This is a genomic window from Gordonibacter sp. RACS_AR49, from assembly GCF_030418435.1.
Lineage (GTDB): Bacteria > Actinomycetota > Coriobacteriia > Coriobacteriales > Eggerthellaceae > Gordonibacter > Gordonibacter urolithinfaciens.
In genome coordinates, this window is record NZ_JAIUDM010000001.1 from 300,651 (window position 1) to 324,347 (window position 23,697).

Sequence of the window (23,697 nt, forward strand, 5' to 3'; positions counted from 1 at the left end):
GAGGGGCAGCCGCCCGCGTTACCGCATCGCATCGCTTCGGCACCCGGAAGGCCGCACCGTTCACGCGGTGCTACAATCGCCGGCAGAGCAAGCCGAGCAGAGCAAGCCGAACAGTGCACCTGCGGGAAGGAGCGCCCATGAACATCGCGGTTCTCGAAGGATACGTGAACAACCCCGGCGACCTTAGCTGGGACGCCCTCGAATCGTACGGCACCGTCACCGTGTACGACCGCACGCCGCGCGACCAGCTGGCGCAGCGCGTGGCCGAAGCTGGCATCGTCGTATCGAGCAAGACGGTCTGGGACGCCGAGGCGCTCGGCTGGGCGCCGCGCCTCAAGATGATCGCGCTCACGTCCACCGGCTACAACGTGGTCGACCTCGATGCGGCGCGCGCACGCGGCATCGTGGTGTCGAACGTGCCGGCCTACTCCACGCCCGACGTGGCGCAGATGACGTTCGCGCTCTTGCTGGAGCTGTGCCTGCACGTGGGCGAGCATTCCCAGCTGGTCATGGACGGCGGCTGGACGCGCGCCAAGGACTTCTCGTTCTGGAGCACGCCGCTCGTGGAGCTGGCGGGAAAGACGATGGGCATCGTCGGCATGGGCAGCATCGGGCAGGCGGTGGGCCGCATCGCCCGCGCCTTCGGCATGCCCGTGGTGTTCGAGAACCGCTCGCCCAAGCCGCAGCTGGAAGGCGACGGCGTGCGGCAGGTGGATCTGGACGAGCTGCTGGCCACGGCCGACGTGGTTTCGCTGCACGTGCCGGCCACGCCCGAGACCGAGCACCTGATGGACGCCGCAGCGCTCGCCAAGATGAAGGAAGGGTCCTACCTGCTGAACACCGCGCGCGGCTCCCTCGTGGACGAGCAGGCCGTGGTGGACGCGCTGCGCTCGGGCAAGCTGGCCGGCTTCGGCGCCGACGTGGTGTCGGTCGAGCCCATGCGCCCCGACAACCCCCTGCTCCAGGCGAAGGGCGAGAACATCGTCGTCACGCCCCACATCGCCTGGGCCACCCATGAGGCCCGCGAGCGCCTGCTGGCAACCGTCGCCGCCAACGTGGGGGCCTTCGTGGACGGCCACCCGCAGAACGTCGTCGATTAGAACGGCTTCCGAAACGCGCGGCCGCGCGCGGCACCGGGCTTCCCGCGCGCGGCGTGCAGGGCCCCTACGCGCCGAACACGTCGTCGATATTCGGGGGCTCGCAGCCCTGGGCCTCGGCGGACAAGCGGGCTAGCAGCGCCTTCGCTTCCGCAAGGTCTGCGAGGCGTTCCTCGTGCGTCTGCATGTCGCGCACCTTCACCTTGCCCTCGGCCAGCTCGTCGGGCCCGAGCACGGCCACATGGGAGGCATGCAGCTTGTCGGCCAGCTTGAACTGGCTCTTGAGGCTGCGATGCTGGTGATCCACCTCGCCGGCGAAACCGGCATCGCGCAGCGCCTGCACGAGCGAGAACGCCTCCACGCGCACCGAGTCGTCCACGCACGCCACGAAGAAGTCGCAGCGCGCAGCCGGCGGGAACGCGCCGCCCGCCGCCTCGAGCGCCAGCACGCAGCGCTCGTAGCCGAGCGCCCAGCCGAAGCCGGGCGTGGGACGGCCGCCCACCTCCTGGGCCAGCTTGTCGTAGCGCCCGCCGCCGCCGATGGCGTTCTGGCTGCCCATGCCCTCGGTCACCTGCACTTCGAACACCGTGCGCGTGTAGTAGTCGAGCCCGCGCACGAGCTTCGGGTCCTCCACGTAGGCGAGCCCCGCGCCGTCCAGGTAGGACTTCACGGCCTCGTAGTGCTCGCGACAGTCGTCGCACAGGTGGTCGGTGATCTTCGGCGCGCCCTCCATGACGGCGGCGCATCCGGGGTTCTTGCAGTCGAACGCGCGCAGCGGGTTGATCTCCGCGCGGCGGTTGCATTCCTCGCAGAGCTCGCCCGCATGCTCGGCCAGGTAGGAACGCACGGCCTCGCGGTAGGCCGGGCGGCACGCGTCGCATCCCATGGAGTTCACGAGCAGGCGCGTGGACTCCACCGGGATGCCGATGGCGGCGTAGAAGCGCATGAGCATGATGATGCCCTCGGCGTCCACGCTGGGCTCCTCGGCGCCCAGGCACTCGATGCCCACCTGGTTGAACTGGCGCTGGCGGCCCTTCTGCGGGCGCTCGGCGCGGAACATCGGGCCCGCGTACATGAGCTTCGCTGGCTGCGCGCCCTGCGGCACCAGGTCGTGCTGCACCACGGCGCGCACGACGCCGGCCGTGCCTTCGGGCCGCAGCGACAGGCGGCTCTTCGCCTTGATGGAGCCGCCGTCAAGGAGCGTTTGCAGGTTCTGGCCCGAGATGGCGGTGAACATCTCCTTCGACACCACGTCGGTGGCCTCGCCGATGCCGCGCACGAAGAGCTCCGTCTGCTCGAACAGCGGCGTCTCGATGGGCAGGTAGCCGTAGCGGCCGAAGATGTCCGCGGCCACGGCCTTGAAGTGCGCCCAGAACTTCGCCTCGTCGGGAAGCAGGTCGCGCGTGCCTTCGGGGGATTGGATTGCCATGGAGAGTTCCTTTTCGTCTCGTGCGTTTCGATTGCCCGCTATTGTAGCGCATCCGGCGACCATGCACGGAGAAGGAACGGTGGCGGCGTGCGCGGCGCCCAGGGGGAGGCTTGCCGCGCAGCCGCTTCGAGATGGTTATCGCGCGCTGCGTAGCGCGCGGTAACGCTCGGCCGCCCGCACGAAGCTGGGGGCCCATGCAGGCGAGGCGAGGGCGTTCACGTGCAGGTAGCCGGCCACCACGTTGCCGGTGCACGCGCCGTCGAAGCCGGGCACGATGCCGCGGCCGCGCTCCACCGCATAGGCGAACCGCAGAGCGGGGTCGAGGTCCGTCGCCTGCGAGTGATGGTGCTCGTGGCCCACGAGCACCATGCCGGGATCGAGCCAGGAGCCGGACGCGTCCACGACGGCGCGGGCGTAACCGTGCGCCGTCTGCCTGTCCTGCACGACCGTGTCCAAGCCCAGCACGCCCGCCATGTCGTAGCTCCGGCCGCGATGCACCAGGCGGCGTCCCAGGTACATGAGGCCGCCGCATTCGGCGTACACGGGCAGGCCGTGCTCGGCGCGCTCGCGCACGCTGCGGCGGAAAGCCTCGTTGGCCTGCAGCTGCTCGGCGAACTCCTCGGGGAAGCCGCCGCCCACGTACAGCCCGTCCACGTCGGACGGCAAGGCCTCGTCTCCCAGGCTGCGCACGAACACCAGGCGCGCGCCCGCGCGCTCGAGCGCGGCAAGGTTCTCGGGGTAGTAGAACGAGAACGCCTCGTCGCGCACGACGGCGATGGTCGCCCGCGCGGCATCAGCATCCCCGCGCACGACTCCAGCCGGTGCAGCAGGGCCGGTAACCCCGCTTGCCTGCGCGCCGGTAGGGGCGGAGGCGGCGACTTCGCTCTCAGCCTCGCCGTGCGCGGCCGCCCACGCCGCCTGGGGCACCGCGTCGGTCGATGCCTCCGCTGCCGGCAGCTCCCCCGCGCTCGCCGCGATGGCCCTCACGGCATCCAGATCCACCCACTCCGCCACCACGTCGGCAATACCGTCGAGCAGGCGCTCCCGCTCATCGGTCTCGCCGCTCGTCACGAGGCCCAGATGGCGGTCGGGCACGTTGAGCCGCGCATCGGCCGGAACCGCGCCCACCACGGGAATGCCGCACGTGCGCTCGATCACCTCCGTGACCAGCGCGCGCTGCCGCGCCCCGCGCACCCGGTTCAAGATGACCCCCGCTATGCGCACGTCCGTATCGAACGCGCAGCATCCCAGAACGAGGGCGCCCGCCGTCCGCGTCATGCGCGTCACGTCCAGCACGAGGACGACCGGCGTGGCCGTGATCTTAGCTATCTCGGCCGATGACGTGCTGCCCTCGGCATCCAGCCCGTCGTACAGGCCCATGGCGGCCTCGACCACGCACACGTCGGCGCCCGCCGATGCCCCGCGCACCACGGCGCGTATCTGGTCGGGCTCCATGAAGTAGCGGTCAAGGTTGCGGCTCGTCCTGCCGGCTGCCACCGTATGCCAGCCAGGGTCGATGAAGTCGGCGCCCTTCTTGAAGGGCTGGACAGCGCACCCTTGCCGGCGCAGCGCGCGCAGCAGCCCCAGCGTGAGGACCGTCTTGCCGCTCCTGCCATGGGGCGCGGCAATCATGACCCGGGGCACAACCGGGCCTGTCGTCTCTATAGCTGACATAAAACGTCCCCCGTCCGGGCGCGTCTCCCTCCAACGCGCCCGGACGCGAAGGCCTACACGCAGCCGGTCGGCTTCAGCAGGCCGGCGATCTTGCAGGCTCCCTTGCCGGGGCCGCTGGGGAACAGCTCGTAGATCTCGGCGTTGGACTTGCCGGTGTCCCTCAGCATCTTGCGCACCATGGGGGCCACGCCGAACTCGGCGTAGTACCCGCGCAGGTAGTTGATGACCTCCCAGTGCTCGTCGGTCAGCACTACTTCCTCGGTCTCGGCGAGCTTCTCCGCAACCTCTTCGTCCCACTGGCTCGCATCCTCGAGGAAACCGTCCTCGTCGAGCGCGAGCGTGCGGTCTCCTACCACCAACTCAGCCATAGCTATCCTCCTTTGATCGTCGTGCATCGTCTATGACCAGCCGACGGACTGCTCCGCCGGCCGATGCTCGTCTCTATGAGGCGGCCGGCTCCTCCAGGGCGCCGCCCATCGCGACGCCGCCTTCCGCGCGGCCGTCGCCCGCCTCCGCGCCCGCGCCTTTCGGCGCCGCCGGCACCGGGGCGAGGTCGCCGTTCTCGGCGCGCACGCCCACGGCCACCTTGCACAGCACGGTGAGCGCGAGCGCCCCGATGCTGTACACGCCCACGATGACCAGGAGCTCGTTCGGATTGGGGATATACTCCACCACCTGCTCGAACGAGTTCGGCACGAAGCCGCCCAGCACGAGGCCCAGCCCCTTGTCGATCAGGCAGGCGAAGAACACCGCCGCAAGCGCCGGCACGAGCACCTTGTGGGAACGCCGCAGCTTGGGCACGAGCAGAAGCAGGATGCCCCCGATGGCCAGCACGGCCGCCAGCCACATGACGGGAACGAGCTGCGCATGGCCGTCCAAGCCGAAGAACAGGTACTCGATGGGCGCCTTGTGCCCGGGCATGTTGCTGTAGAAGGCCGTGAACACCTCGAGTATGAAGAAGAACACGTTGGCGATCATGGCGTAGCACACCGTCTTCGCGAGCGAGTCGATGGCCTTGTCGCTCACGTTGAACCGCGCGGTCTTGCGCAGCACCAGGCACAGCACGATGAGCAGCGCCGGCCCTGCGGCGAACGCGGAAGCCAGGAAACGCGCAGCCATGATGGCCGTGAGCCAGTACTCGCGCCCCGCCAAACCCGAGATCAAGAACGCCGTGACCGTGTGGATGCCGATGGCCAGCGGAATGGCGATGATGCTCAGCACATGCGTCCACCGGGGCGGTGGGAAGCCCTTCTTCTCGGCGCCGAGCACCGTCCACCCGATGACCAGGTTCACCACCAGGTACGAAGAGAGCACGCACATGTCCCAGAACAGGATGGAGTTCGGTGTGGGGAACAGGATCACGTTCAGCACGCGCATGGGCTGGCCCAAGTCCACCACGATGAACAGCACGGCCGTGAGCACGGCCGCCACCGCCATGAACTCGCCGATGACGACGATCTTCGCGTAGGTCTTGAAATGGTGCAGGTAGTACGGGATGGCCACCATGACGCCCGAGGCCGCCACGCCCACTAGGAACACGAACTGGGAGATGTACAGGCCCCACGATACGTCGCGGCTCATGCCGGTGAGCGTGAGGCCGTTCGCCAGCTGGTTCGCATAGGCGGCCACGCCCGCGACGATGCCCAGCAGCAGGATGCCGACCCAGGCATAGTAGCCCTTAGAGCCGCGCAAAGCCTTCTCAAGCATGCGCCTCGCCTCCCTTGATCATGTAGTAGACGCTCGGGCCGGTGCCGAGCGACGTGCGCCTTCTCACGGCGAACGACTCGTCGAGCGCACGGCGCACGTCGGAGTCCGGATCGTTCAGGTCGCCGAACAGGATGGTGCCGTTCGACGCCTCCACGCACAGCGGCAGCTCGCCCGCGTCGATGCGGTCAGCGCACATCATGCACTTCTCCACCACGCCCTTCGTGCGCGTGGGATAGGAGGGATCGACCTCGTCGAGGTACGGCCCCGGATCGCGGAAGTTCAGGCTGCGCGCACCGTAGGGGCAGGCCGCCATGCAGAACCGGCAGCCGATGCAGCGGTGGTAGTCCATCTCGACGATGCCGTCGTCTCGCTTGAACGTGGCCTTCGTGGGGCACACGCGCACGCACGGCGGCTCCTCGCAGTGGTTGCAGAGCACCGGCACGGTGGCTTCTTCCAGTTCGCGCGAGGGGTGCTCGGAGTGGATGTCGGCGAAGCTGGCCTCGAAAGGCTCGCCCCATATCCACTTGACCTCCTCCTTCGGATCGCCGATGTCGGGAACGTTGTGGGCATGATGGCACGCCGCCTGGATCTTGCCCATGTCGGCCTCGCGGTTGAACCGCTCCACGTCGACCACGAACCCCCAATGCCGGCCCTCGACGCCGCCTGCGGACGCCCGGGCCGTCCCGGTGTACGAGCTGCAGCCGCCCAGACACCCCAGGCCGGCAACGCCGAGCGCAGCTCCCGCTATCAGAAAATCACGTCTCTTCATGACCGGTACCCGGCTCCTCTCATCGCCCCCGTGAAACGCCATGGCCGCCCGCGCCTCATGACGCTTCGCCGTCATGGCAGTCCCAGCAGTACGGATCGACCGACGCGTAGTCGTGGCAGGAATCGCAGAACTCCTCGCGGTTCGAGTGGCATTCCAGGCAGGTGCCGTCCAAGCTCTTCTCGTACACCTGCCCCGACGCGCTCTCGTACTCGCGCGAGCCGTCGCGCACCACGTCGTTGCGCCACTCGTCGAGCAGCTGCATGTGGTTGTCCTTCATGTACTCCGTCGACGCCACGCACTCCTTCGCCTGCTGCGCGTTGATGGCGGGCGTGTCGAGGCTCGTCTCGGGGGCCGGCGCGGCGTTGGCCAGGTTCACGATGAACGGCGACAGCACCGCCAGGCAGAACAGCGCCGCGAAGGCGATGATCCTTCCTCCCTTATACATGGTCCGCCCCGCCTTCCCCGTCGCGCGCCGCCCCCGCGCCCTCCGCGGGCGCCGGCGCGGGCTTCTTCGGCAGCTCCTCCAGGCGCAGGTCGAGCGTGCGCTCGCCCTCGCCGTCCAGCACGAGTGCGTTGCCCACCAGCTCGTGCACGCCCATGACCTTCGTCCCGGGCACCCAGTAGTCCATGAGGGCCGGGAACGACGCGCGGTCGAGCGCGCAGATGTTCGCCAGCGTGTTCACGCCGTACTTGTCGCGCACGTGGCGCACGGCGTTCGCGCGGGGGAAGCCGCCGCGCATGCGCAGCTCCATGTTCTCGCCCGCGTTCAGGCCCGACCCGCTGCCGCAGCACAGCGTCTTCTCGCGGATGGTCTCCTCGGGCATCTCGTGGAAGTGGTTGCACACCTTGTTGATGATGTAGCGCGGCTCCTCCAAAAGGCCCATGGCGCGCGAGGTGTTGCACGAGTCGTGGTACGTGACCACCAGATGGTCGTTGCGGCTCGGGTCCACCTTGATCTTGTCGTGGTACAGCAGGTCGGCCGTGAACTCGGTGATGTGCACCATCTTCGTGGAGGCCGCGTTCTCGAACCGCGTGCCGGTGATGGGCGACACGGGAACCTCCAGGAAGTCCGCCGGGCCGTTCCACGTGTCCATGTACTGGTTCACCAGGCGCCACATGTGGCCGCACTCGCCGCCCAGTATCCACTTCACACCCAGGCGCTTCGCCTCGGCGTACATCTTCGCGTTCAGGCGCTTGGCCATGTCGTTGGCCGTGAAGAAGCCGAAGTTGCCGCCCTCCGATGCGTACGTGGACAGCGTGTAGTCCAGCCCCAGCTGCTCGAACAGCAGCATGTAGCCCATGAACGTGTACGTGCCGGGCTCGGCGTACAAGTCGCCCGACGGCACCACGAACAGGATCTCGGCGCCCTTGCGGTTGAACGACGGGTTGATGGTCTTGCCGGTGATGTCCTGCAGGTCCTCCATGAGGAACTCGATGTTGCTCATGATGGTCTGGGGCTCGAGGCCCACGTGGTTGCCCTTCATGTAGCAGTTGGCAACCGGCCCGGCTATCCATTCCGTGTTCAGGCCCAGCAGGTTCAGCAGCTCGCGGCCCATGAGGGTGATCTCGGCCTGGTCTATGCCGTAGGGGCAGAACACCGAGCAGCGGCGGCACTCCGTGCACTGGTAGAAGTAGTAGTGCCATTCCTTGATGACGTCCTCGGTGAGGTCGCGCGCGCCCACCAGCTCGCCGAGCAGCTTGCCGGACGTGGTGAAATAGCGGCGGTACACCGAGCGCAGCAGCTCCGCGCGCACCACCGGCATGTTCTTGGGGTCGCCCGTGCCCTGGTAAAAGTGGCACTTGTCGGCGCAGGCACCGCAGCGCACGCACACGTCCATGTACAGCTTGAACGAGCGGTACTTCTTCATGAGGTCTTCCATGCCGTTGAGGACGATGTCCTTCCAGCCCTCCGGCAGGTGCCAGTCCTCGTCGGCCGGCGACCAGTCGTGGCCGTTCGGCATGCCCACGACCTCGAGGTTCTTCGGCTTCGTGCCGTAGCAGTACATGCCCTCCTTGAACTCGGTGGGCGTGTGCATCCAGCCCGTCTTGGGCACGTCGAAGGAGAAGTCCAGAAGCTCGTCTTGTTTCGGTAGTTTCGCCATCGCCCTCACTCCGCATCCAGCGGCAACCCGGCCTTGACCAGCTTGTCCTTGAACTCGTCTTCGTATTCGGCGTACGTGTGCACGGGCAGGTCGGGGTTCCACGGGTTCACGTGGCGCACCGCGCGACTGTCGTTGGCCTGGTTGCGCGTGGGCGACAGCACGATGCCGCCGGCATGCATGAGCTTGCTCCACGGGAAGTACCCGATGAGCACGCTCGCCAGGAACAGGTGCACGTAGAATATGGAGCCGATACCGGCTATCACCACCGGATGCAGCGTCACCAGCCCCATGGCCACTTCCTTGACGCCCTCGATGTCAACGCGGAAGAAGTAGCGCATCGCGATGCCGGCTATGACCACGCCCAGCAACAGGAACAGAGGGAAGAAGTCGTTCGGCAGCGACAGGTAGCGCACGCGCGGGATCACGACGCGCCGGATGAACAGGAACGTGAGCGCGCTCACGATCAAAAGGTCGGTGAGGTAGAGTGCCGGCAGCCCGATCTGGAAGAACGCGTCGGCGCCTTCGAGGGCCACGATGGCCCCCGGCACCGGCTCCAGGAAGAAGCGCAGGTGGCGCAGCACGATGATCAGCATGGACCAGTGGAACACGAGCGCGCCGAGCCACAGCCACTTCGCCGAGCCCACGCCGAGGGCCTCGCCCTGCTTCTCGGTCTTCGTGTTGCGGAACAGCGACCGGAACACCAGCACCTCGAGCAGCATGCGGCCCACGACGCCCGCGAAGGACGAGGGGTTCTCTATCTTGTTCTGCTTGACCCACGGCAGCGACTTCTGCTGGCCGCAGGTGGTGGGGATACGGAACGGCACGGCCGACTTACCCCACTTCACGAGGCGGAACACGAACCCGCCCACGAAGCTCGCCAGGGCGAGATAGGGAATGACGATGCCGAACACGGCGTAGAGGCCCGCGTACTGCGTGCCCACCCAGGCCACGGCGGCGAGGGCCAACGTCAAGATCAGGGGGCCGACGATCCTCATACCGCGTCCCCCTCGCGCCGGGCCCGTTCACGGGCCAGCCTTCTGTTCATGAGACCCTCACCTCTCTGCATCTCGTCCAACCTGATCTGGTTCAGCTTCTCCCGAGATTCGACGTACCGGTCGGACGCGTAGCGCCCCAAGGCGTCGATGCGCTCGTCCACCGAGGCGAGCTCTTCGTCGCCGGCTGCGACGCCCACAGCGTCGCGTACAACCTGCTTCAGATCGAGAAGAGGGCGCAACGCATGCGCCTGATCCGTCTCCTGGACGGCTCGCAGGCGGCACCAGTCGGCCACCGAGGCGGGAATATCCGCCTCTTCCCCCGCGTCTGCCAACCAGGCGAGCACGTCGCTCGCGCACTCGTCGGCAAGATAGGCGGCGGGATTGGAAAACCGGCCCGCCTTCCCCGCCGCAACAGGGAAGGCGGATTCGGACCCGCCGTCGAAACACGCCCTCCAAGCCTTGAAGAGAGAACTTCTCCTCGCGTCGATCTCCCCGTAGACCGTGCCCATGAGCACGTCTTATTCGGGAGGGGCGACTTTGCCCTTCAGGGCGACGAACGTGGTGGTGATGTAGAGGTATTCGACCTTGTCCTCGAACGCAAGCTCTTTGACGGCCAGGTCGACGGCGGATTTCTCCTCAGAGATCGCCTTGGCTATCTCCTTGCTCTTCGCCTTCTCCACCGTGTCAAGGTAATCGAGAACTTTTTGCTTGATGGCAGGATCTGCAGCACCTTTTTGCATACGAGCCTCCTCCTCGATAGGGCGCGTGCCAAGGAAGGCGCACCGGGCCGAACCCGTTGCCCTTCCCCACGCAGCTACCAGTAAATCATCCTGCTCGCCACCTGTAAAATAAAAGGTTTTCATCAAGGCATTACGAAACGCGATGACCACCTTTAATACCTGTTCAACCATCATTTTTAATGCTTTTTGCCCCGCGCTTCGACAGCCGTCCGCCACCGTGTGCGCTACAATGGCAGGCGCGGGCGCCAAGCCCGATCACGCCTTGGGGAAAGGGGCGCCATGCCAACGTATCCCGTCTCGCTCGTCTTGCAGGACCGCGCCGCGCTCGTCGTGGGCGGGGGCGCCGTCGCCACCCGGAAGGTCGAGGGGCTGCTGGCCGCCGAGGCAGCCGTCACCGTCGTAGCGCCCGAGGTCACGGACGCCCTCCGCGCGCTCGTCAACGCAGGCCGGTGCGCCTGGCGCGCCAAGGCCTACGATGCCGAGGACCTGCACGGCGCCGACATCGTGTTCGTGGCCACCGATGACGAGGACGTGAACGCGCGGGCCTACCGCGACGCGTCGGAGGCCCATCTCATGGTGAACGTGGCCGACCAGCCGGAGCTCTGCACGTTCTTCCTCCCCTCGGTGCTGCGCCGGGGCAAGCTGTCCATCGCCGTGTCCACCGAGGGCGCGAGCCCGCTCACGGCGCGCCGGCTGCGCAAGGAGCTGGAGGAGCGCATCCCCGGGGGCTTCGAGGCCTACCTCAACCTGCTGGCCGCCTGGCGCCCGCGCGCCATCGCCGCCCTGCCCGACGAGACGGCACGCTACCGCTTCTGGCAGCAGGCCACCGACGGCCGCGTCCAGCGCCTCGTGCAGGCCGCCGACGAAGAGGCCGCCGAGCACCTGCTTGAAGAGCTGCTGGAAGGCGAGACGCGCAAGGCATGAGCCGCTTGGCGGGCGCAAACCTGTTCCGCTGCAATCGAAGCAAGCTGCCGAACGCAGTCATCTCCCTATGACCGGCGACAGGCTCCTCTTTACGCCTTCCAGGTGTCGGTTACCCGAGCGCAGACCTGACGGACTCCAGCTCCGGCAGGAACTCCTCTACCAGCGCGGGATCGGCCTCGGCCAGGAGGTCGGCGGCGGCGAGCAGGCTCGGTTGGAACGTGGGCTCGTCGAGGGCAGCCATGATCAGGTACGAGGCGAACTGGCCGTAGCGTTCGGGCGCGCCGGCCACCACGGCGGCGGCGATTTCCGGCGCCGACCACGCCACGTTGCCGCCCTCCTCGTTCATCTCCCACAGGCTGCGCCGGACGGTCTCCCGGAAGAACTCGGGCATGCGCGCCGACCGCTCGCGCGAGAGCATGCGGAAGCACGCGATGGTGCGCGCATGGCACGCTGCGTCGGGCGCGCAGGCCAGCCGCTTGAGGAAGCGCTGCACCCGATGCGGATCCTCGTCGAAAAGCGCCAGCACCGCCCGCTCGTCGCCGGCCTCCACCAGAACGCGAATGCCGCTTTTCGTGATCTTATCCAAGTTAGATCGCTCCCTCCCCGCCGAAAAGAGCCACCCGGGCCGCTTGCAGCCGGGCCGCCGTGCCGGGAATCAAAGGGACGCCGTCGTATCCGCCGGGGCGTCGGTGAGCTTCTTCCGTGACTCCTTCTCGAGCCGCTTCTTCGCTTCCGCAGCGCACCACGTGGTGCCGCCCTGCTCCCCCACGTAGGTAAGGCGCGCGTGCCGCTCGGCGGGATCGGCCAGACAATCAGCCGCCTTCAGCGAGAACAGCACGCGATGCGCAGGAAGGGCCTTGGGGCCGTCGGCAACCTGGATGTAGTCGGCCGCCGCTTTGGACGTCTTCCCGTTGAGCTCCTTGGCCAGCATATCGCGCAGGGCGACGTGCTCGGCAATGTGGGCGGGCACATCTTTCGGCAGCCCTTCGCTGGGAAGCTCCTTTAAGGCCTTGACCTCGGCCGTAAGGCCCTTGAGGTCGCGCTTGTCGAACGCGCAGTACGCCATAAGGTTGTGGTAGAGAAACCCGCTCTGGGGGTCGGGATCGTCCTCCAAATCCCGCATGAGCTTGGCCGCCTCGTTCCACTTCCCCTGCCATCGCAGGGCGTAGGCATAGCTGAACAGGCCGCTGCGCGGGTCGGCGTTCTTCTTGTCCTTCTCGAGCAGGGCGAGCGTCCGGCGAGCGCACAGGAGCGGGTCGCAGTCGTCGTCGATGAGGCGCGTGAGGCCCTTGTTCACCGAGCCTCTCATGAACACCCCGAAGAACACCGCGACGATCATGAGCGGCAAAAGGACGAACGTGCTGATGGCGAACCAGGGAGTACCCGACATCCCCATGATCATCACGAAGAACGCGAAGGCGGCAACCCCCGCGACGCGCACTCTGACGGTGTATTTGCGGCGCACCCATTCGCGAGACTCCGCGTCGGCCTCGTCGCCGAGCACCTCCACGATACGCTCGTAAGCTCTCATCTTGCTCCCTTTCCCCTCGCATCGCCCCTGTGGTGAAAAAACCGCAGGCAGCCCCGTTTTCGCGAGACCGCTTGCGGCTTCAAGCATGAACCTCCGGGGCTAGATCATGCCCCATTTGCGCGTGTACTCGCTGTAGAGCGCGTAGTCGTTCTCGCTGATCCCCGCCTCTTCGAGCTTGGGGAGGATGTCCTCGTAGATCATCGTCTCCGTTTCCATCCACACCCCGTCCTTCTTGACGGTGATCTCCCAGTCGTCATGGATGCTAAGCAGGAACTCCATGACGGCCGCGCTGTGCGACATGCACCGGTTCGTGTAGGCCGCGAGCTCGCGAATCGCATCCGGAGTCGCCTCGATCTTCTTGACGGACTTCCAAGGCGATTTCCCCCTCCGGCGCCACTCCCCCGCCTCGAAGAACGGGAGGAAGAAGCAGGCGCTTTGAATGCAGGTATGCTTGACTACGGTTGGCTCGTCCATTGCTTACCCAAGTCCCACGGTCGTCCAGTAGCTGTTCAGGATAATCGTGGAGAAGAGGAAGCCGAGCGCCACGTTGACAACAACGCCGCAGGTGAAGGCTGCGAAGGGCTTCCAGCCGGTGGCAGCCAGCGCCTTGAAGCGCGTGGTCAGGCCGATGCAGAGGAAGCACAGGATGAACGCCCAGCCGCGCAGGCCCTTGATGGGACCGAGCACCTGCTTGTCGATGGTGGCCGCAACGTCGGGGGTGCTGGCCAGCGTCACGACGGTGATGATGATGGAGGCGATGAAGAAGCCCACGACGAACTTCGGGAAACGCTCCCAGATAACGCCGGCGGACGGCTTCTGGCGGGTGCCGTCGGCGCTTTCGCCCTTCTCCCACATGGTGACGGAGATGATGGCCAGGATGAAGGCCCACACGCCCACGAAGATGTCGCGGCCGACGACCTTCATGAGGGTGAACGTGGTGATGGCACCGTCGCCGAACTGGGCGGCAGCAGCCATGCCGGCGGCGTCCGCGAACTCGGACGTGCCGATCCAGGCGCCGGAAGCGCCGTCGGAAAGCCCCAGGGCACGGCAGATGATGGGAAGCAGGAACACCATGATGGTGGCCCAGATGACCACCATGGAGATGGAGACGGACACATGCTCCTTCTTGGCGTTCACGGCAGACCCGATGGCGATGGAGGCCGAAACGCCGCAGATGGAGCCGCCGGTGGCCAGCGTCGCCGCGAACGGCTTCTCAAGCTTGAACAGGCGCGTGGCGCAGAAGTAGATCACCAGGAAGGTGGACACGGCGATGACCGTGGCCTGCATGAGGGCCACCGGGCCGGACTGCAGGATCAGCGTGAAGGGAAGCGTGGCGCCCATGAGCACGATGCCGGTCTTCACGTAGAACTCGGTGCGCATGCCGGCTTCGAACCAGTCCGGGATCTTCACGAAGTTGCCGATGATGATGCCCACGATCAGGGCCATGACCGGCGCTTCGAGGCTGAACTGCTTCGCCAGGCTCCAAGCGGAAAGGATCTGGACCAAGATGGCCATCACGTACAGGAGCGTGAAGCCCCCGAGGAACTTGGGAACGTTCTTTCCCATGATTCCCATGACGACCGAGAAGATGATTGCCAATACGACGTAGAGGATGATGGCGTTCGGGAAGATCCCGGTCACGCACGGCAGCAGGCCCGAGAAGTCGCTGTATCCTGCGAACTTGACGTTAAGGGCGCCCAGGATGCCGGACTGCCCGGTTGCCCAGAGGATCAGGGCGACGATGACGATGCCGAGGCCGATCCATACGGCCCACCAGTCCTCCTTCAAATAGAGGCTCTTGAGGCCCCCGCCGTTGGTCTTGGTATTGTTTGTTGACATAATATCCCCTTTTCTTTGTTCGAGCAGCTGCATCGCCGCTCGTCCCTCAAACACTCGATCAGCGATAAGCGATGTCATCGGCTATCGTTGACCAATCCGCGCCGACCGGTTCCGCCGGCCCCGCCGACGCGGATTGAGAGCTCGAAACGCTAGTACTTGAACGCCGCCGACGTCCTGAACGTCTCGCGCGAGAAGATGTAGTCGTCGATGTGCTTGTCGGTGAACGGGATGCCCGACAGGCTGAAGAAGCGCTCCCAGCCGATGCGCTCGACCCACTCGCCCAGGCGCTCGCCCCTCCGGGCGTTGGCGATCCAGAGGTCCACGATGTGGCGCACCGCCTCGGTGACCTCGGGCCAGCGCGGCGGGTTGTTCGGCAGAAACGGGATGACCATGCGCGAGAAGCTGGGCGCGGTGCGGGCGTTGGACACCTTGCCGCCGATCAAGATGGCCACGCCGTCGTTCTTGGCGTCCATGATGTGCATGCCGGGCGACATGGTGTAGCAGTTGCCGCAGTACATGCAGCGCTCCTCCACGATGGTCACGCTCTTGTTCTTCGGGTCGGGGCGGATGGCCGCCGTGGGGCAGCAGGCCACCAGGCTCGGGATCTCGGTGCCCTTGCGGATGGCATCGTGGTCCATGCGCGGCACGGTGCGGTGGATGCCGACGAGCGCGATGTCGCTCACGTGGGCGGCGCCGCACATGTTCAGGCAGCACGCCATGGCTATGCGCAGCTTGTTGGGCAGGTCGTCGCGCTTGAAGTACTCGAACAGGTCGTCCATGACCGCCTTCGTGATGCCGGAGGCGTCGGTGGCCGGCGTATGGCAGTGCACCCAGCCCTGCGTGTGCACGACGTTGCTGATGGACGCGCCGGTGCCGCCCACGGGCAGCCCTTGAGCTTCGCACTCTTCGATGAGCGGCTCGACGTTCTGCTCGTCCGACACGAGGAACTCGATGTTGTTGCGGCTGGTGAAGCGCAGGTAGCCGCCGCAGTACTTGTCGGCCAGCGCGCACACGTCGCGGATGAAGTCGACGCACACGAGGCGGGGCGAGGCGCAGCGGACGCTGTACAGCGCCCCGGCCGGGCCCACGTGCTTCAGCACGCCGGGACGCGGCGACTCGTGGTACTCCCACTTGCCGTAGTTCTGCTCCACGATAGGCGGCAGGTTCTTACGGTAGTCCGGAGGTCCATTGTCGATCTTGGGCATGTAACTCACCTCATCTTTCAACGGGAACAATACGGTTCAAGCGCGAGCGCGCTAGACTTCGATCTCGTCCTTCTGCCAGAACACGTAGGGGTTGGCGCGCGGACGGTACACCATCTGGGGAACGGCCGGAATGCCCGTGGCGCGCAGGAACTCGCCCATGCCCAGGCGGTAGATGAGCTCGCCGATGCGCTCGCGCGTCTTGCCGTTCTCGTCCCACCAGTCCCAGATGCGGTCCATCATCTCCTTGAACTCGGTGTAGGGCGGCTCCATCTTCATGAAGGGCACGATGACCCACGACATGAAGGCGGACTTCACGATGGTCGACTTCGCGCCGATCATGATGGTGGCGCCCTTCTCCTTGCCCTGCTTGATGGCCTTGCCCATGACGTTGATGCAGTGCATGCAGCGCGTGCACTCCTCGGCGTTCACCGAGAGCTCCTGCGTATCCTTGTCGTAGGTCAGGCAGTGCGAGGGGCAGCGGTGGCACACGTCCATCTGGATGTCCAGGCCGTCGGCGGCGTACTTTTTCACCTCGTCCTGGTCGATGATGATGGAGTCGCGCCAGGTGCCGATGATCGAGCAGTCGGCACGCGCCTGGGCCGCCACGCAGTCGTTCGCGCAGCCGGACATCTTGAACTTGAACTTGTACGGCCACATGGGACGGTGGATCTCGTCCTGGTACTCGTTGGTCAGGTCGTAGCACATGTCAAGCGTGTCGTAGCAGGCATGCTCGCAGCGGCCGGGGCCCACGCAGCAGCTCGGCGAGCGCAGGTCAGAACCGGAGCCGCCCAGGTCGAAGCCGCGGTCGCTGATGTCGTCGAAGATGGGCTGCAGCTGGTCGGTGGTCGTTCCCAGCAAGATGATGTCGCCGGTGGAACCGTGCATGTTCGTGAGGCCGCTGCCGCGCTCCTCCCACACGTCGCAGATCTCGCGCAGCATGTCGGTCGTGTAGAACCAGCCGCTCGGCTGGGCCACGCGCACCGTGTGGAACTCGCTGATGTTCGGGAACTCCTCGGGCATGTCGGTGTAGCGGCCGATGACGCCGCCGCCATAGCCCTTCACGCCCACGATGCCGCCGTGCTTCCAGTGGCCGACCTTGTCCTCGTAGGACGTCTCGAGCAGCCCCAGCAGATCGTCGGCCATGGCGTTCTTCTCGCCGGCGCGCTTGATCTGGGTCACGAAGCTTGGCCACGGACCCTTCTCCAGCTCGTCGAGCTGGGGGGTTTCTCTCTTCTCTGCCATAATATCCTCCTGTTTTCCGGGGGGGGGTTCGTTGGCGCTACAGTTCCATCACGGTGATAGCGCCGGACGGGCATACCGTCGTGCAGGCCTCGCAGCCCATGCAGTCGCACGGGTCGCCTTTGATAGAGGCCTTCTCCCCGTCGAAATCCAAAATGCCCGCGGGACAACCGTCTGCGCATGAGTTGCACCCGGTGCACGCCTCCTCGTCAAGAGAAACCATATACATACCAATCACCTCCTTCCCGTTGCGAACTCGTCTTCGAGCTGCACGCACGTACCGCGCGATGCGTTAAAGGGCGCGCATCGCGCGCTCGGCTTGCTCCAGCGTGAACGCGATGTCCTGCCCGCTGTGGGCCGTCGAGACGAACGCCGCCTCGAACTGGCTCGGGGCAAGGTACACGCCCGCCTCCAGCATGGCCCGGTAGTAGCGCGCGAACCTGTCGGCATCGGCGTTGCAGGCGCTTTCGTAGTCGACCACCGGCTCGTCCGCGAAGAAGGCCGAGAACATGGCCCCCACGCGGTTGACCTGCAGCGGCACGCCGCAATCGCGCGCGATGCCCTCCAGGCCGTCAGCCAGGTCGGCGGTGGTTTTGAAAAGGTTCTCGTAGGTGCCGGGCTCCTGCAGCAGCTTGAGCGTAGCCAAGCCGCCCGCCACGGCCAGCGGGTTGCCCGAGAGGGTGCCCGCCTGGTACACCGGGCCGAGGGGGGCCAAGCCCTGCATGAGGTCGGCGCGCCCGCCGAAGGCCGCGAGCGGCAGCCCGCCGCCAATGACCTTCCCCAGGCATACGAGGTCGGGCAGCACGCCGTAATAGCGCGAGGCGCCGCCGTAGTCCACGCGGAAGCCCGTCATCACCTCGTCGAAAATGAGCACGGTTCCCTGCTCCAGCGTGAGCGCGCGCAGGTCGAGCAGGAAGCCGGGATCGGGCGGGACCACGCCCATGTTGCCCGCGACCGGCTCCACGATGACCGCGGCGATGCGCTCGCGGTACTGGTCGAACAGCGCGGCCACGCTCTCGCTGTCGTTGTAGCGGGCCACGAGCGTCTTCTCGGCCACTTCCTTCGGCACGCCGGCCGAGCTGGGATTCCCGTTGGTGAGCGCACCGCTGCCGGCCTTCACCAGCAGGCTGTCGGAGTGGCCGTGGTAGCAGCCCTCGAACTTCACGATGTAGTCGCGCCCGGTGGCGCCGCGCGCCAGGCGCAGGGCGCTCATGGTTGCCTCGGTTCCGGAGTTCACGAACCGCACCATCTCCACCGCGTCGTATGCGCGGCGTATCTCCTCGGCCAGCGCCGTCTCGGCCTCGGTGGGCGCGCCGAAGGAAGACCCCTGCTGCGCTGCGCGGCACAGGGCCTCCACCACGGCAGGATGGGCGTGCCCGCAGATGAGCGGGCCCCACGAGCCCACGTAGTCCACGTAGCCGTTTCCGTCGACGTCCCAGACGTGCGCGCCCTCGCCGCGCGCCAGGAACACCGGGTTGCGCCCCACCGCGCGCGCGGCGCGCACGGGCGAGTCGACCCCTCCCGGTATCACCCGGCAGGCAATGCGGAACGCTTCCTCGCTTCTCGTCGTGTCGAGCATGCCCGGCACACCTCCTTCTTCCCCGCGCCGGCCGTCTTGCCGGCGCGGTCGGTCACATCGATTCGTGCAGCCACCCGGCAACGTCGAGGGCGTGATACGTGATAAGCAGGTCGGCGCCCGCGCGCTTGCAGCCCAGCAGCGCCTCCATGACCACGCGGCGCTCGTCGATCCACCCCTGCGCGGCCGCGGCCTTCACCATGGCGTACTCGCCGCTCACGCAGTAGGCGGCCACGGGCAGGCCGCAGGCCTGCTTCGTGCGGCACAGCACGTCGCCGTAGGCCATGGCCGGCTTCACGATGACGAGGTCCGCGCCCTCCTCCACGTCGAGCATGACCTCGCGCAGGGCCTCGTCGCCGTTCGCCGGGTCCATCTGGTAGCTCTTGCGGTCGCCGAACTGCGGCGCCGAGTCGGCCGCCTCGCGGAACGGCCCGTAGAAGGCCGAGGCGAACTTCGCCGCGTAGGACATGACGGCCACGTGAGCGAAGCCGTTCTCGTCGAGCGCGTCGCGGATGGCCCCCACGCGGCCGTCCATCATGTCGGACGGCGCCACGATGTCGGCCCCCGCCCGGGCATGGGACACGGCCGTGGCGGCCAGCAGCTCCACCGACTCGTCGTTCAGCACGCGCTCGCCGTCCACCAGGCCGCAGTGGCCGTGGTCGGTGTACTCGCACAGGCACACGTCGGTGATGACGGTGAGCCCGGGCTGCCGTTCCTTGGCAAGGGTCACGGCCTGCTGCACGATGCCGTCTTCGGCATAGGCCTGCGTGCCGCGGGCGTCTTTGAAGGGCGGCAGCCCGAACAGGAGGATGGCGGGAATGCCCTTGCCCGCCACCTCGTCGAGCACCGGCCCGAGCCGGTCGAGGGAGTAGTGGAACACGCCGGGCATGGAGGGCACGGGCTCCTGCTTGTCCGTGCCGCTGCACACGAACAGCGGGTAGACCAGATCGTCCACGCGCACGTGGTGCTCGCGGACCATGGCCCGCAGGCCGGCCGTTTCCCTCAGGCGGCGGGGGCGCTTGCGCATCTTCATGGGAGCTCTCCTTCTTGCGAATCGACGAGCGCGGCCACGAGGCCCGCGATGGTGTACTCGGCCGCCTGGGCGCGGGGTTCGAGGCCCGCTGCGCGCAGCGTCTCCGTGGTCACGGGGCCGATGGAGTACAGGTCCGTCCCCTCGAGCAGCGTCGGGCCCCCCAGGCATGCCAGCAGGTTCGTCACCGTGGACGAGCTGGTGAACGTGACGGCATCCACGTCGCCCGCGCTCAGGGCGGCCGCGAGCGCCTCCGCGCCCTCCGCCACCGCTTGCGTGCGGTACGCGGCCACGTCGCTCACCAGGGCACCCTGTTCCTCGAGCGCCCGGGGCAGCACGTCGCGGGCCTCCTCGGCACGGGCAATGAGCACGCGCTCTCCCGCGCGCACCTTATCCGCCAGCAGCCCTGCGAGACCCTCGGCGCAGAACTCCCGCGCAACCTGGACCTGCGTGATGCCGTGGGCCGCGAGCGCCGCCTGGGTTCCCGTGCCGATGGCCGCCACCTCAACTCCTGCCAGGCAGCGGGCGTCGAGGTGCTGGGCCGCGGCCTCGGCGAAGAAGGCGTCCACCCCGTTCGCGCTCGTGAACACGACCCAGTGGTACGCCTCGATACCGGCCACCGCCTCGGCGAGCGGGCGCGGATCGGTCGGGGGGGCTATCTCGATGGCCGGGAACTCGAGGACCTGCGCGCCGCGCTCCTCGAGGGAGGACGCGAGGGCTGACGCCTGGTGGCGGGCCCGCGTGACCACGACGGTCTTGCCGAACAGCGGCTTGCGCTCCGCCCAAGACAGGCGCTCGCGCAGCGCGGCCACCTGCCCCACCACGATCACGGCCGGGTTCTCGATGCCCTCCTCGCCCACGCGCTCCTCGAGGGAGGCCAGTGGGGCGCACACCGTGCGCTGCATCGGCCAGGTACCGTAGCGCACGACGGCCGCAGGGGTGGCGGGATCCATGCCGTGCCCCACGAGGTTGTCCACGATGCGCGGCAGGTTCTCCATGCCCATGAGGAACACGAGCGTGCCCTTGAGGCGCGCCACCTGCCCCCACGGGATAGCCGAGTTGCCCTTGCCGTCGCGCTCGTGGCCCGTGATCACCGTGAACGACGAGGCCGCGTCGCGGTGCGTCACCGGGATGCCCGCATACGCGGGGGCGGCGATGGCCGACGTCACGCCGGGCACCACCTCGTAGGGCAGGCCGTGGTCGCGCAGCTCCTCCGCCTCCTCGCCGCCGCGCCCGAACACGAACGGGTCACCGCCCTTCAGGCGCACGACCACGTTGCCGGCCAGCGCCTTCTTTACCAGCAGGGCGTTGATCTTGTGCTGGGGCAGCGTGTGGTGGTCGGGGGTCTTGCCCACGTAGACGAGCTCGCAGTCCGGCCGGGCATAGCCCAGCAGGCGCGGCGACACCAACCGGTCGTACACGAGCACGTCGGCACGCTCGATGGCCGCCCGGCCCTTGAGCGTGAGCAGGCCGGGGTCGCCGGGTCCGGCGCCCACGAGGTATACCCGGGTCTCTCCCGTCGAATGCGACATGTCACACCCCCGCCCGATCTGCGCCCGCGGGCAGGATATCCGCCGCGCCCCGCGCGAGCGCGTCCTCGGCGGCCTCGCGGCCCACGCGCTCGGGCTGAGTGCCCGTGCGCTCCACGCGCACCATGTGACCGCCGTCCAGGCTGCACACCATGCCCGAGAGCCTGACCACGTCGCCGGTGCACACGGCCAGCGCGCCGATGGGCGTCTGGCAGCCGCCCTCGAGCGCCGCCAGGAAGCTGCGCTCGGCACGCGCCGCACGTTCGGACTCCACATGGTTCACGGCCCGCACGAGCGCGGCGGCGTCGTCGCGGCCCGCAGCCACCTCCACCGCGATGATGCCCTGGCCCGCGGCCGGCATGACCACGTCGGGTGCCAGGTACTCGGTGATGCGGTCGCGCCATCCCAGGCGCGCCACCCCGGCCACGGCCAGGATGATGCCGGCCATGCCCTCGTCCTCCTGCAGCTTGCGCCAGCGGGTGGCCAGGTTCCCGCGGATGCTCACGCACTCCACGTCAGGGCGCACGCGGTGCACCTGGGCGGCCCGGCGCAGGCTCGAGGTGCCGATGCGCGCCCCCTCGGGCAGGTCGGCCAGCACGAGGCCATCCTTGCCCAGGAACGCGTCGCGCGGGTCGTGGCGCATGCAGTACGCACCGATCTCGAAACCCTCTGGCAGCTCGGTGGGCAGGTCCTTCAGGCTGTGCACGGCCAGGTCGATGGTCCCGTCGCGCAGGCCCTCCTCGATCTCGGCCGTGAACACGCCTTTTCCGTCCACGAGCGGCAGGGGGGTCGCCAGGTCGCGGTCGCCCGCCGTGTCCGTCTCGGCCAGCTCAACCTCCAGGCCGGGATGCGCCTCGATCAGGCGCTCGCGCACCCACTTCGCCTGCCATAATGCCAACTCGCTCTTTCTTGTGCCTATGACCAGGCGCTTCATCGCGAACCTCCCGTCAACGCATCCCCAGGGCCCGCTCCCGCCTCCGCAGGCACCGGCGCGTCCGCACTCGCAGGCTCCTCCTCGGGATCGAGGTGGAACAGCTCCTGCAGCATGGCGGCGTACGCACGGCTCTTTTCGGAACCCGCCATGGCGTTCAGCGACGCCACGGGCTCGTGCACCAGCTGGTGGGCGATGGACGTGGCCAGGCACTGCACGGCCTGCTTCTGACTGGGCGTGAGACCCGACAGCTTGCCCATGGCGCGCTCCAGCTTGTCGGCCTTGATACGGTCGGCCTGGCGGTAGAGCGCGTCGATAGTGGGGATGTACTCCAGCGAGTGCTGCCAGCGCTCGAAGTCGGCCGCCGCCTCGTCGATGAGCTGGGCGGCCGTCTTTGCCGCGCGCAGGCGCTCGTTCTGGTGGCGGTTGGCCACGTCGCGCAGCTCGTTGATGTCGTAGCAGCTCACGTTGCGAATGTCGCGCACATCCGGGTCGATGTCGCGCGGAAGGGCCATGTCGATGCACAGCAGCGGCCGCTCGGCGCGACGCTCCATGATGGCGGCCAGGCGCTCCCGCCCCACCAGGCAGCTCTTCGCCGCCGTGGCCGCGAAGACCACGTCGGCCTGCTCCAGGCAGGTATCCAGCTCGTCGAGGGAGCAGGCGCCGAAGCCGTACTGGCCGGCCAGCCGTTGCGCCTTGTCGAGCGAGCGGTTCGACACCATGGCCACCGAAACGCCCTGCGCCACGAGGTACTTCATGGTCAGCTCGCTCATCTCGCCCGCGCCCAGGATGAGCACGCGCTTGTCCGCGATGCCGCCCAGCTCGCGCACGGCCAGCTCCACGGCGATGCGCCCGATGGAGGTGGAGTAGCGGCTGATACGCGTCTCGGAGCGCACCTTCTTGCCCAGCGACAGCGCGCGCTGGAACCACACGTTGACCATCTTGTCGTTGGCTCCCGCCTTGCAGGAGGCCCGGTAGGCGCGCGACACCTGGCCGGCTATCTCCGTCTCGCCCACTATGAGCGAGTCCAGGCCGCACACGACCTCGAACAGGTGGCGCACGGCGCGCCCGTCCGTGAAGGCGTACAGAAGCTCGCGGAACTGCCGCGCTTGGGCGGCGTCAGCCGCACCGTTCTGGCCCAGGATGAAGTCGCACACCCGCGCGACGCCCTCGTCGGCGTCCTCGCACACGCCGTAGAACTCCAGGCGGTTGCACGTGCTCAGCACCACGGCACCGGACAGCCCCGCCGCCGCCTTCACATCCTGCACGCACAGCGCGTTCTGCGAGTGGTGCACGCTCAACTGCTCCAGAATCTCAAGGGGGGCGCGCTTGATGCTCAGCCCCACGACGATGGTATGCATAGTCCCGCTCCCGTCTCAT

The 23,697-nt window shown here is 67.5% G+C and carries 24 protein-coding genes; 2 read left to right on the forward strand and 22 right to left on the reverse strand.

Going from position 1 to position 23,697, the window contains the following annotated elements:
* Positions 1-137: 137 nt before the first annotated feature.
* A complete protein-coding gene (locus tag LB310_RS01245) occupies positions 138-1,100 on the forward strand; it encodes a D-2-hydroxyacid dehydrogenase (protein ID WP_096227844.1) in 963 nt (320 codons plus the stop codon).
* A 64-nt stretch (positions 1,101-1,164) separates the two neighbouring features.
* Here LB310_RS01245 and hisS read toward each other — a convergent pair whose 3' ends face one another.
* From hisS to LB310_RS01295, 10 genes are all read right to left on the reverse strand, one after another.
* Positions 1,165-2,526, reverse strand: a complete 1,362-nt coding sequence (gene hisS, locus LB310_RS01250; RefSeq protein ID WP_278806376.1) for a histidine--tRNA ligase — start codon at positions 2,524-2,526, stop codon at positions 1,165-1,167.
* Between the two features lie 135 nt (positions 2,527-2,661).
* Positions 2,662-4,200, reverse strand: coding sequence for a cobyrinate a,c-diamide synthase (locus tag LB310_RS01255; protein ID WP_123673285.1), 1,539 nt, complete (start codon positions 4,198-4,200; stop codon positions 2,662-2,664).
* A 53-nt stretch (positions 4,201-4,253) separates the two neighbouring features.
* The gene (locus LB310_RS01260) at positions 4,254-4,568 is read right to left on the reverse strand and encodes a TusE/DsrC/DsvC family sulfur relay protein (protein WP_123673287.1); all 315 of its coding nucleotides are present in this window, start codon (positions 4,566-4,568) and stop codon (positions 4,254-4,256) included.
* Between the two features lie 73 nt (positions 4,569-4,641).
* On the reverse strand, positions 4,642-5,907 hold the full coding sequence (gene dsrP / locus LB310_RS01265; protein ID WP_227153785.1) for a sulfate reduction electron transfer complex DsrMKJOP subunit DsrP: 1,266 nt from the start codon (positions 5,905-5,907) through the stop codon (positions 4,642-4,644).
* Entirely contained in the window at positions 5,900-6,676 is a 777-nt protein-coding gene (dsrO, locus tag LB310_RS01270) for a sulfate reduction electron transfer complex DsrMKJOP subunit DsrO (RefSeq protein WP_087189899.1), read from the reverse strand. Before dsrO ends, dsrP begins: the two co-directional genes overlap by 8 nt.
* Positions 6,677-6,731: 55 nt before the next feature.
* Positions 6,732-7,121, reverse strand: a complete 390-nt coding sequence (dsrJ, locus tag LB310_RS01275; protein WP_096227840.1) for a sulfate reduction electron transfer complex DsrMKJOP subunit DsrJ — start codon at positions 7,119-7,121, stop codon at positions 6,732-6,734.
* Positions 7,114-8,778 (reverse strand): sulfate reduction electron transfer complex DsrMKJOP subunit DsrK, encoded by a 1,665-nt coding sequence (dsrK, locus tag LB310_RS01280; protein WP_191411631.1) that lies wholly within the window; start codon positions 8,776-8,778, stop codon positions 7,114-7,116. The genes dsrJ and dsrK overlap by 8 nt, the downstream gene beginning before the upstream one ends.
* A gap of 5 nt (positions 8,779-8,783) precedes the next feature.
* Positions 8,784-9,773 carry a sulfate reduction electron transfer complex DsrMKJOP subunit DsrM gene (dsrM, locus tag LB310_RS01285; RefSeq protein WP_096227838.1) on the reverse strand — a complete coding sequence of 330 codons (990 nt, stop codon included), beginning with the start codon at positions 9,771-9,773 and terminating at the stop codon, positions 8,784-8,786.
* A complete protein-coding gene (locus LB310_RS01290) occupies positions 9,770-10,282 on the reverse strand; it encodes a hypothetical protein (RefSeq protein WP_087189903.1) in 513 nt (170 codons plus the stop codon). Before LB310_RS01290 ends, dsrM begins: the two co-directional genes overlap by 4 nt.
* A gap of 9 nt (positions 10,283-10,291) precedes the next feature.
* Positions 10,292-10,687: a hypothetical protein gene (locus LB310_RS01295; RefSeq protein ID WP_278806944.1), complete on the reverse strand. Its 396-nt coding sequence runs from the start codon at positions 10,685-10,687 to the stop codon at positions 10,292-10,294.
* Between the two features lie 105 nt (positions 10,688-10,792).
* On the opposite strand from LB310_RS01295, the gene LB310_RS01300 reads away from it, so the two are divergent.
* A complete protein-coding gene (locus LB310_RS01300) occupies positions 10,793-11,437 on the forward strand; it encodes a bifunctional precorrin-2 dehydrogenase/sirohydrochlorin ferrochelatase (RefSeq protein ID WP_278806945.1) in 645 nt (214 codons plus the stop codon).
* Positions 11,438-11,546: 109 nt separating this feature from the next.
* On the opposite strand, the gene LB310_RS01305 is transcribed toward LB310_RS01300, so the two are convergent.
* The 12 genes from LB310_RS01305 to hemA all read right to left on the reverse strand — a co-directional run bounded on the left by LB310_RS01305 (position 11,547) and on the right by hemA (position 23,678).
* Complete coding sequence (locus LB310_RS01305; RefSeq protein ID WP_278806946.1) at positions 11,547-12,023, reverse strand: hypothetical protein; 477 nt, start codon at positions 12,021-12,023, stop codon at positions 11,547-11,549.
* Positions 12,024-12,092: 69 nt separating this feature from the next.
* Complete coding sequence (locus LB310_RS01310) at positions 12,093-12,968, reverse strand: hypothetical protein (RefSeq protein WP_278806947.1); 876 nt, start codon at positions 12,966-12,968, stop codon at positions 12,093-12,095.
* 99 nt (positions 12,969-13,067) lie between these two features.
* Complete coding sequence (locus tag LB310_RS01315; protein ID WP_087189908.1) at positions 13,068-13,442, reverse strand: hypothetical protein; 375 nt, start codon at positions 13,440-13,442, stop codon at positions 13,068-13,070.
* Between the two features lie 3 nt (positions 13,443-13,445).
* Complete coding sequence (locus tag LB310_RS01320) at positions 13,446-14,807, reverse strand: YeiH family protein (RefSeq protein ID WP_087189909.1); 1,362 nt, start codon at positions 14,805-14,807, stop codon at positions 13,446-13,448.
* Positions 14,808-14,956: 149 nt separating this feature from the next.
* The gene (gene dsrB, locus LB310_RS01325; protein WP_087189910.1) at positions 14,957-16,012 is read right to left on the reverse strand and encodes a dissimilatory-type sulfite reductase subunit beta; all 1,056 of its coding nucleotides are present in this window, start codon (positions 16,010-16,012) and stop codon (positions 14,957-14,959) included.
* 51 nt (positions 16,013-16,063) lie between these two features.
* Entirely contained in the window at positions 16,064-17,254 is a 1,191-nt protein-coding gene (dsrA, locus tag LB310_RS01330) for a dissimilatory-type sulfite reductase subunit alpha (RefSeq protein ID WP_096227832.1), read from the reverse strand.
* A 37-nt stretch (positions 17,255-17,291) separates the two neighbouring features.
* Positions 17,292-17,480 carry a 4Fe-4S dicluster domain-containing protein gene (locus LB310_RS01335; RefSeq protein WP_087189912.1) on the reverse strand — a complete coding sequence of 63 codons (189 nt, stop codon included), beginning with the start codon at positions 17,478-17,480 and terminating at the stop codon, positions 17,292-17,294.
* Between the two features lie 63 nt (positions 17,481-17,543).
* Positions 17,544-18,830: a glutamate-1-semialdehyde 2,1-aminomutase gene (hemL, locus tag LB310_RS01340; RefSeq protein WP_096227831.1), complete on the reverse strand. Its 1,287-nt coding sequence runs from the start codon at positions 18,828-18,830 to the stop codon at positions 17,544-17,546.
* A 52-nt stretch (positions 18,831-18,882) separates the two neighbouring features.
* Positions 18,883-19,860 (reverse strand): porphobilinogen synthase, encoded by a 978-nt coding sequence (gene hemB, locus LB310_RS01345; RefSeq protein ID WP_301154125.1) that lies wholly within the window; start codon positions 19,858-19,860, stop codon positions 18,883-18,885.
* Entirely contained in the window at positions 19,857-21,389 is a 1,533-nt protein-coding gene (gene cobA, locus LB310_RS01350; RefSeq protein WP_278806952.1) for a uroporphyrinogen-III C-methyltransferase, read from the reverse strand. Before cobA ends, hemB begins: the two co-directional genes overlap by 4 nt.
* Position 21,390: 1 nt before the next feature.
* Positions 21,391-22,320, reverse strand: a complete 930-nt coding sequence (gene hemC, locus LB310_RS01355) for a hydroxymethylbilane synthase (RefSeq protein WP_278806953.1) — start codon at positions 22,318-22,320, stop codon at positions 21,391-21,393.
* Complete coding sequence (hemA, locus tag LB310_RS01360) at positions 22,317-23,678, reverse strand: glutamyl-tRNA reductase (protein ID WP_278806955.1); 1,362 nt, start codon at positions 23,676-23,678, stop codon at positions 22,317-22,319. Before hemA ends, hemC begins: the two co-directional genes overlap by 4 nt.
* Positions 23,679-23,697 lie beyond the last annotated feature (19 nt).

Coding starts and splice junctions, on each gene's coding strand:
- LB310_RS01245 (WP_096227844.1), top strand. CDS start 138: ATGAACATCGCGGTTCTCGAAGGATACGTGAACAACCCCGGCGACCTT.
- hisS (WP_278806376.1), bottom strand. CDS start 2,526: ATGGCAATCCAATCCCCCGAAGGCACGCGCGACCTGCTTCCCGACGAG.
- LB310_RS01255 (WP_123673285.1), bottom strand. CDS start 4,200: ATGTCAGCTATAGAGACGACAGGCCCGGTTGTGCCCCGGGTCATGATT.
- LB310_RS01260 (WP_123673287.1), bottom strand. CDS start 4,568: ATGGCTGAGTTGGTGGTAGGAGACCGCACGCTCGCGCTCGACGAGGAC.
- dsrP (WP_227153785.1), bottom strand. CDS start 5,907: ATGCTTGAGAAGGCTTTGCGCGGCTCTAAGGGCTACTATGCCTGGGTC.
- dsrO (WP_087189899.1), bottom strand. CDS start 6,676: ATGAAGAGACGTGATTTTCTGATAGCGGGAGCTGCGCTCGGCGTTGCC.
- dsrJ (WP_096227840.1), bottom strand. CDS start 7,121: ATGTATAAGGGAGGAAGGATCATCGCCTTCGCGGCGCTGTTCTGCCTG.
- dsrK (WP_191411631.1), bottom strand. CDS start 8,778: ATGGCGAAACTACCGAAACAAGACGAGCTTCTGGACTTCTCCTTCGAC.
- dsrM (WP_096227838.1), bottom strand. CDS start 9,773: ATGAGGATCGTCGGCCCCCTGATCTTGACGTTGGCCCTCGCCGCCGTG.
- LB310_RS01290 (WP_087189903.1), bottom strand. CDS start 10,282: ATGGGCACGGTCTACGGGGAGATCGACGCGAGGAGAAGTTCTCTCTTC.
- LB310_RS01295 (WP_278806944.1), bottom strand. CDS start 10,687: ATGATGGTTGAACAGGTATTAAAGGTGGTCATCGCGTTTCGTAATGCC.
- LB310_RS01300 (WP_278806945.1), top strand. CDS start 10,793: ATGCCAACGTATCCCGTCTCGCTCGTCTTGCAGGACCGCGCCGCGCTC.
- LB310_RS01310 (WP_278806947.1), bottom strand. CDS start 12,968: ATGAGAGCTTACGAGCGTATCGTGGAGGTGCTCGGCGACGAGGCCGAC.
- LB310_RS01315 (WP_087189908.1), bottom strand. CDS start 13,442: ATGGACGAGCCAACCGTAGTCAAGCATACCTGCATTCAAAGCGCCTGC.
- LB310_RS01320 (WP_087189909.1), bottom strand. CDS start 14,807: ATGTCAACAAACAATACCAAGACCAACGGCGGGGGCCTCAAGAGCCTC.
- dsrB (WP_087189910.1), bottom strand. CDS start 16,012: ATGCCCAAGATCGACAATGGACCTCCGGACTACCGTAAGAACCTGCCG.
- dsrA (WP_096227832.1), bottom strand. CDS start 17,254: ATGGCAGAGAAGAGAGAAACCCCCCAGCTCGACGAGCTGGAGAAGGGT.
- LB310_RS01335 (WP_087189912.1), bottom strand. CDS start 17,480: ATGTATATGGTTTCTCTTGACGAGGAGGCGTGCACCGGGTGCAACTCA.
- hemL (WP_096227831.1), bottom strand. CDS start 18,830: ATGCTCGACACGACGAGAAGCGAGGAAGCGTTCCGCATTGCCTGCCGG.
- hemB (WP_301154125.1), bottom strand. CDS start 19,860: ATGAAGATGCGCAAGCGCCCCCGCCGCCTGAGGGAAACGGCCGGCCTG.
- cobA (WP_278806952.1), bottom strand. CDS start 21,389: ATGTCGCATTCGACGGGAGAGACCCGGGTATACCTCGTGGGCGCCGGA.
- hemC (WP_278806953.1), bottom strand. CDS start 22,320: ATGAAGCGCCTGGTCATAGGCACAAGAAAGAGCGAGTTGGCATTATGG.
- hemA (WP_278806955.1), bottom strand. CDS start 23,678: ATGCATACCATCGTCGTGGGGCTGAGCATCAAGCGCGCCCCCCTTGAG.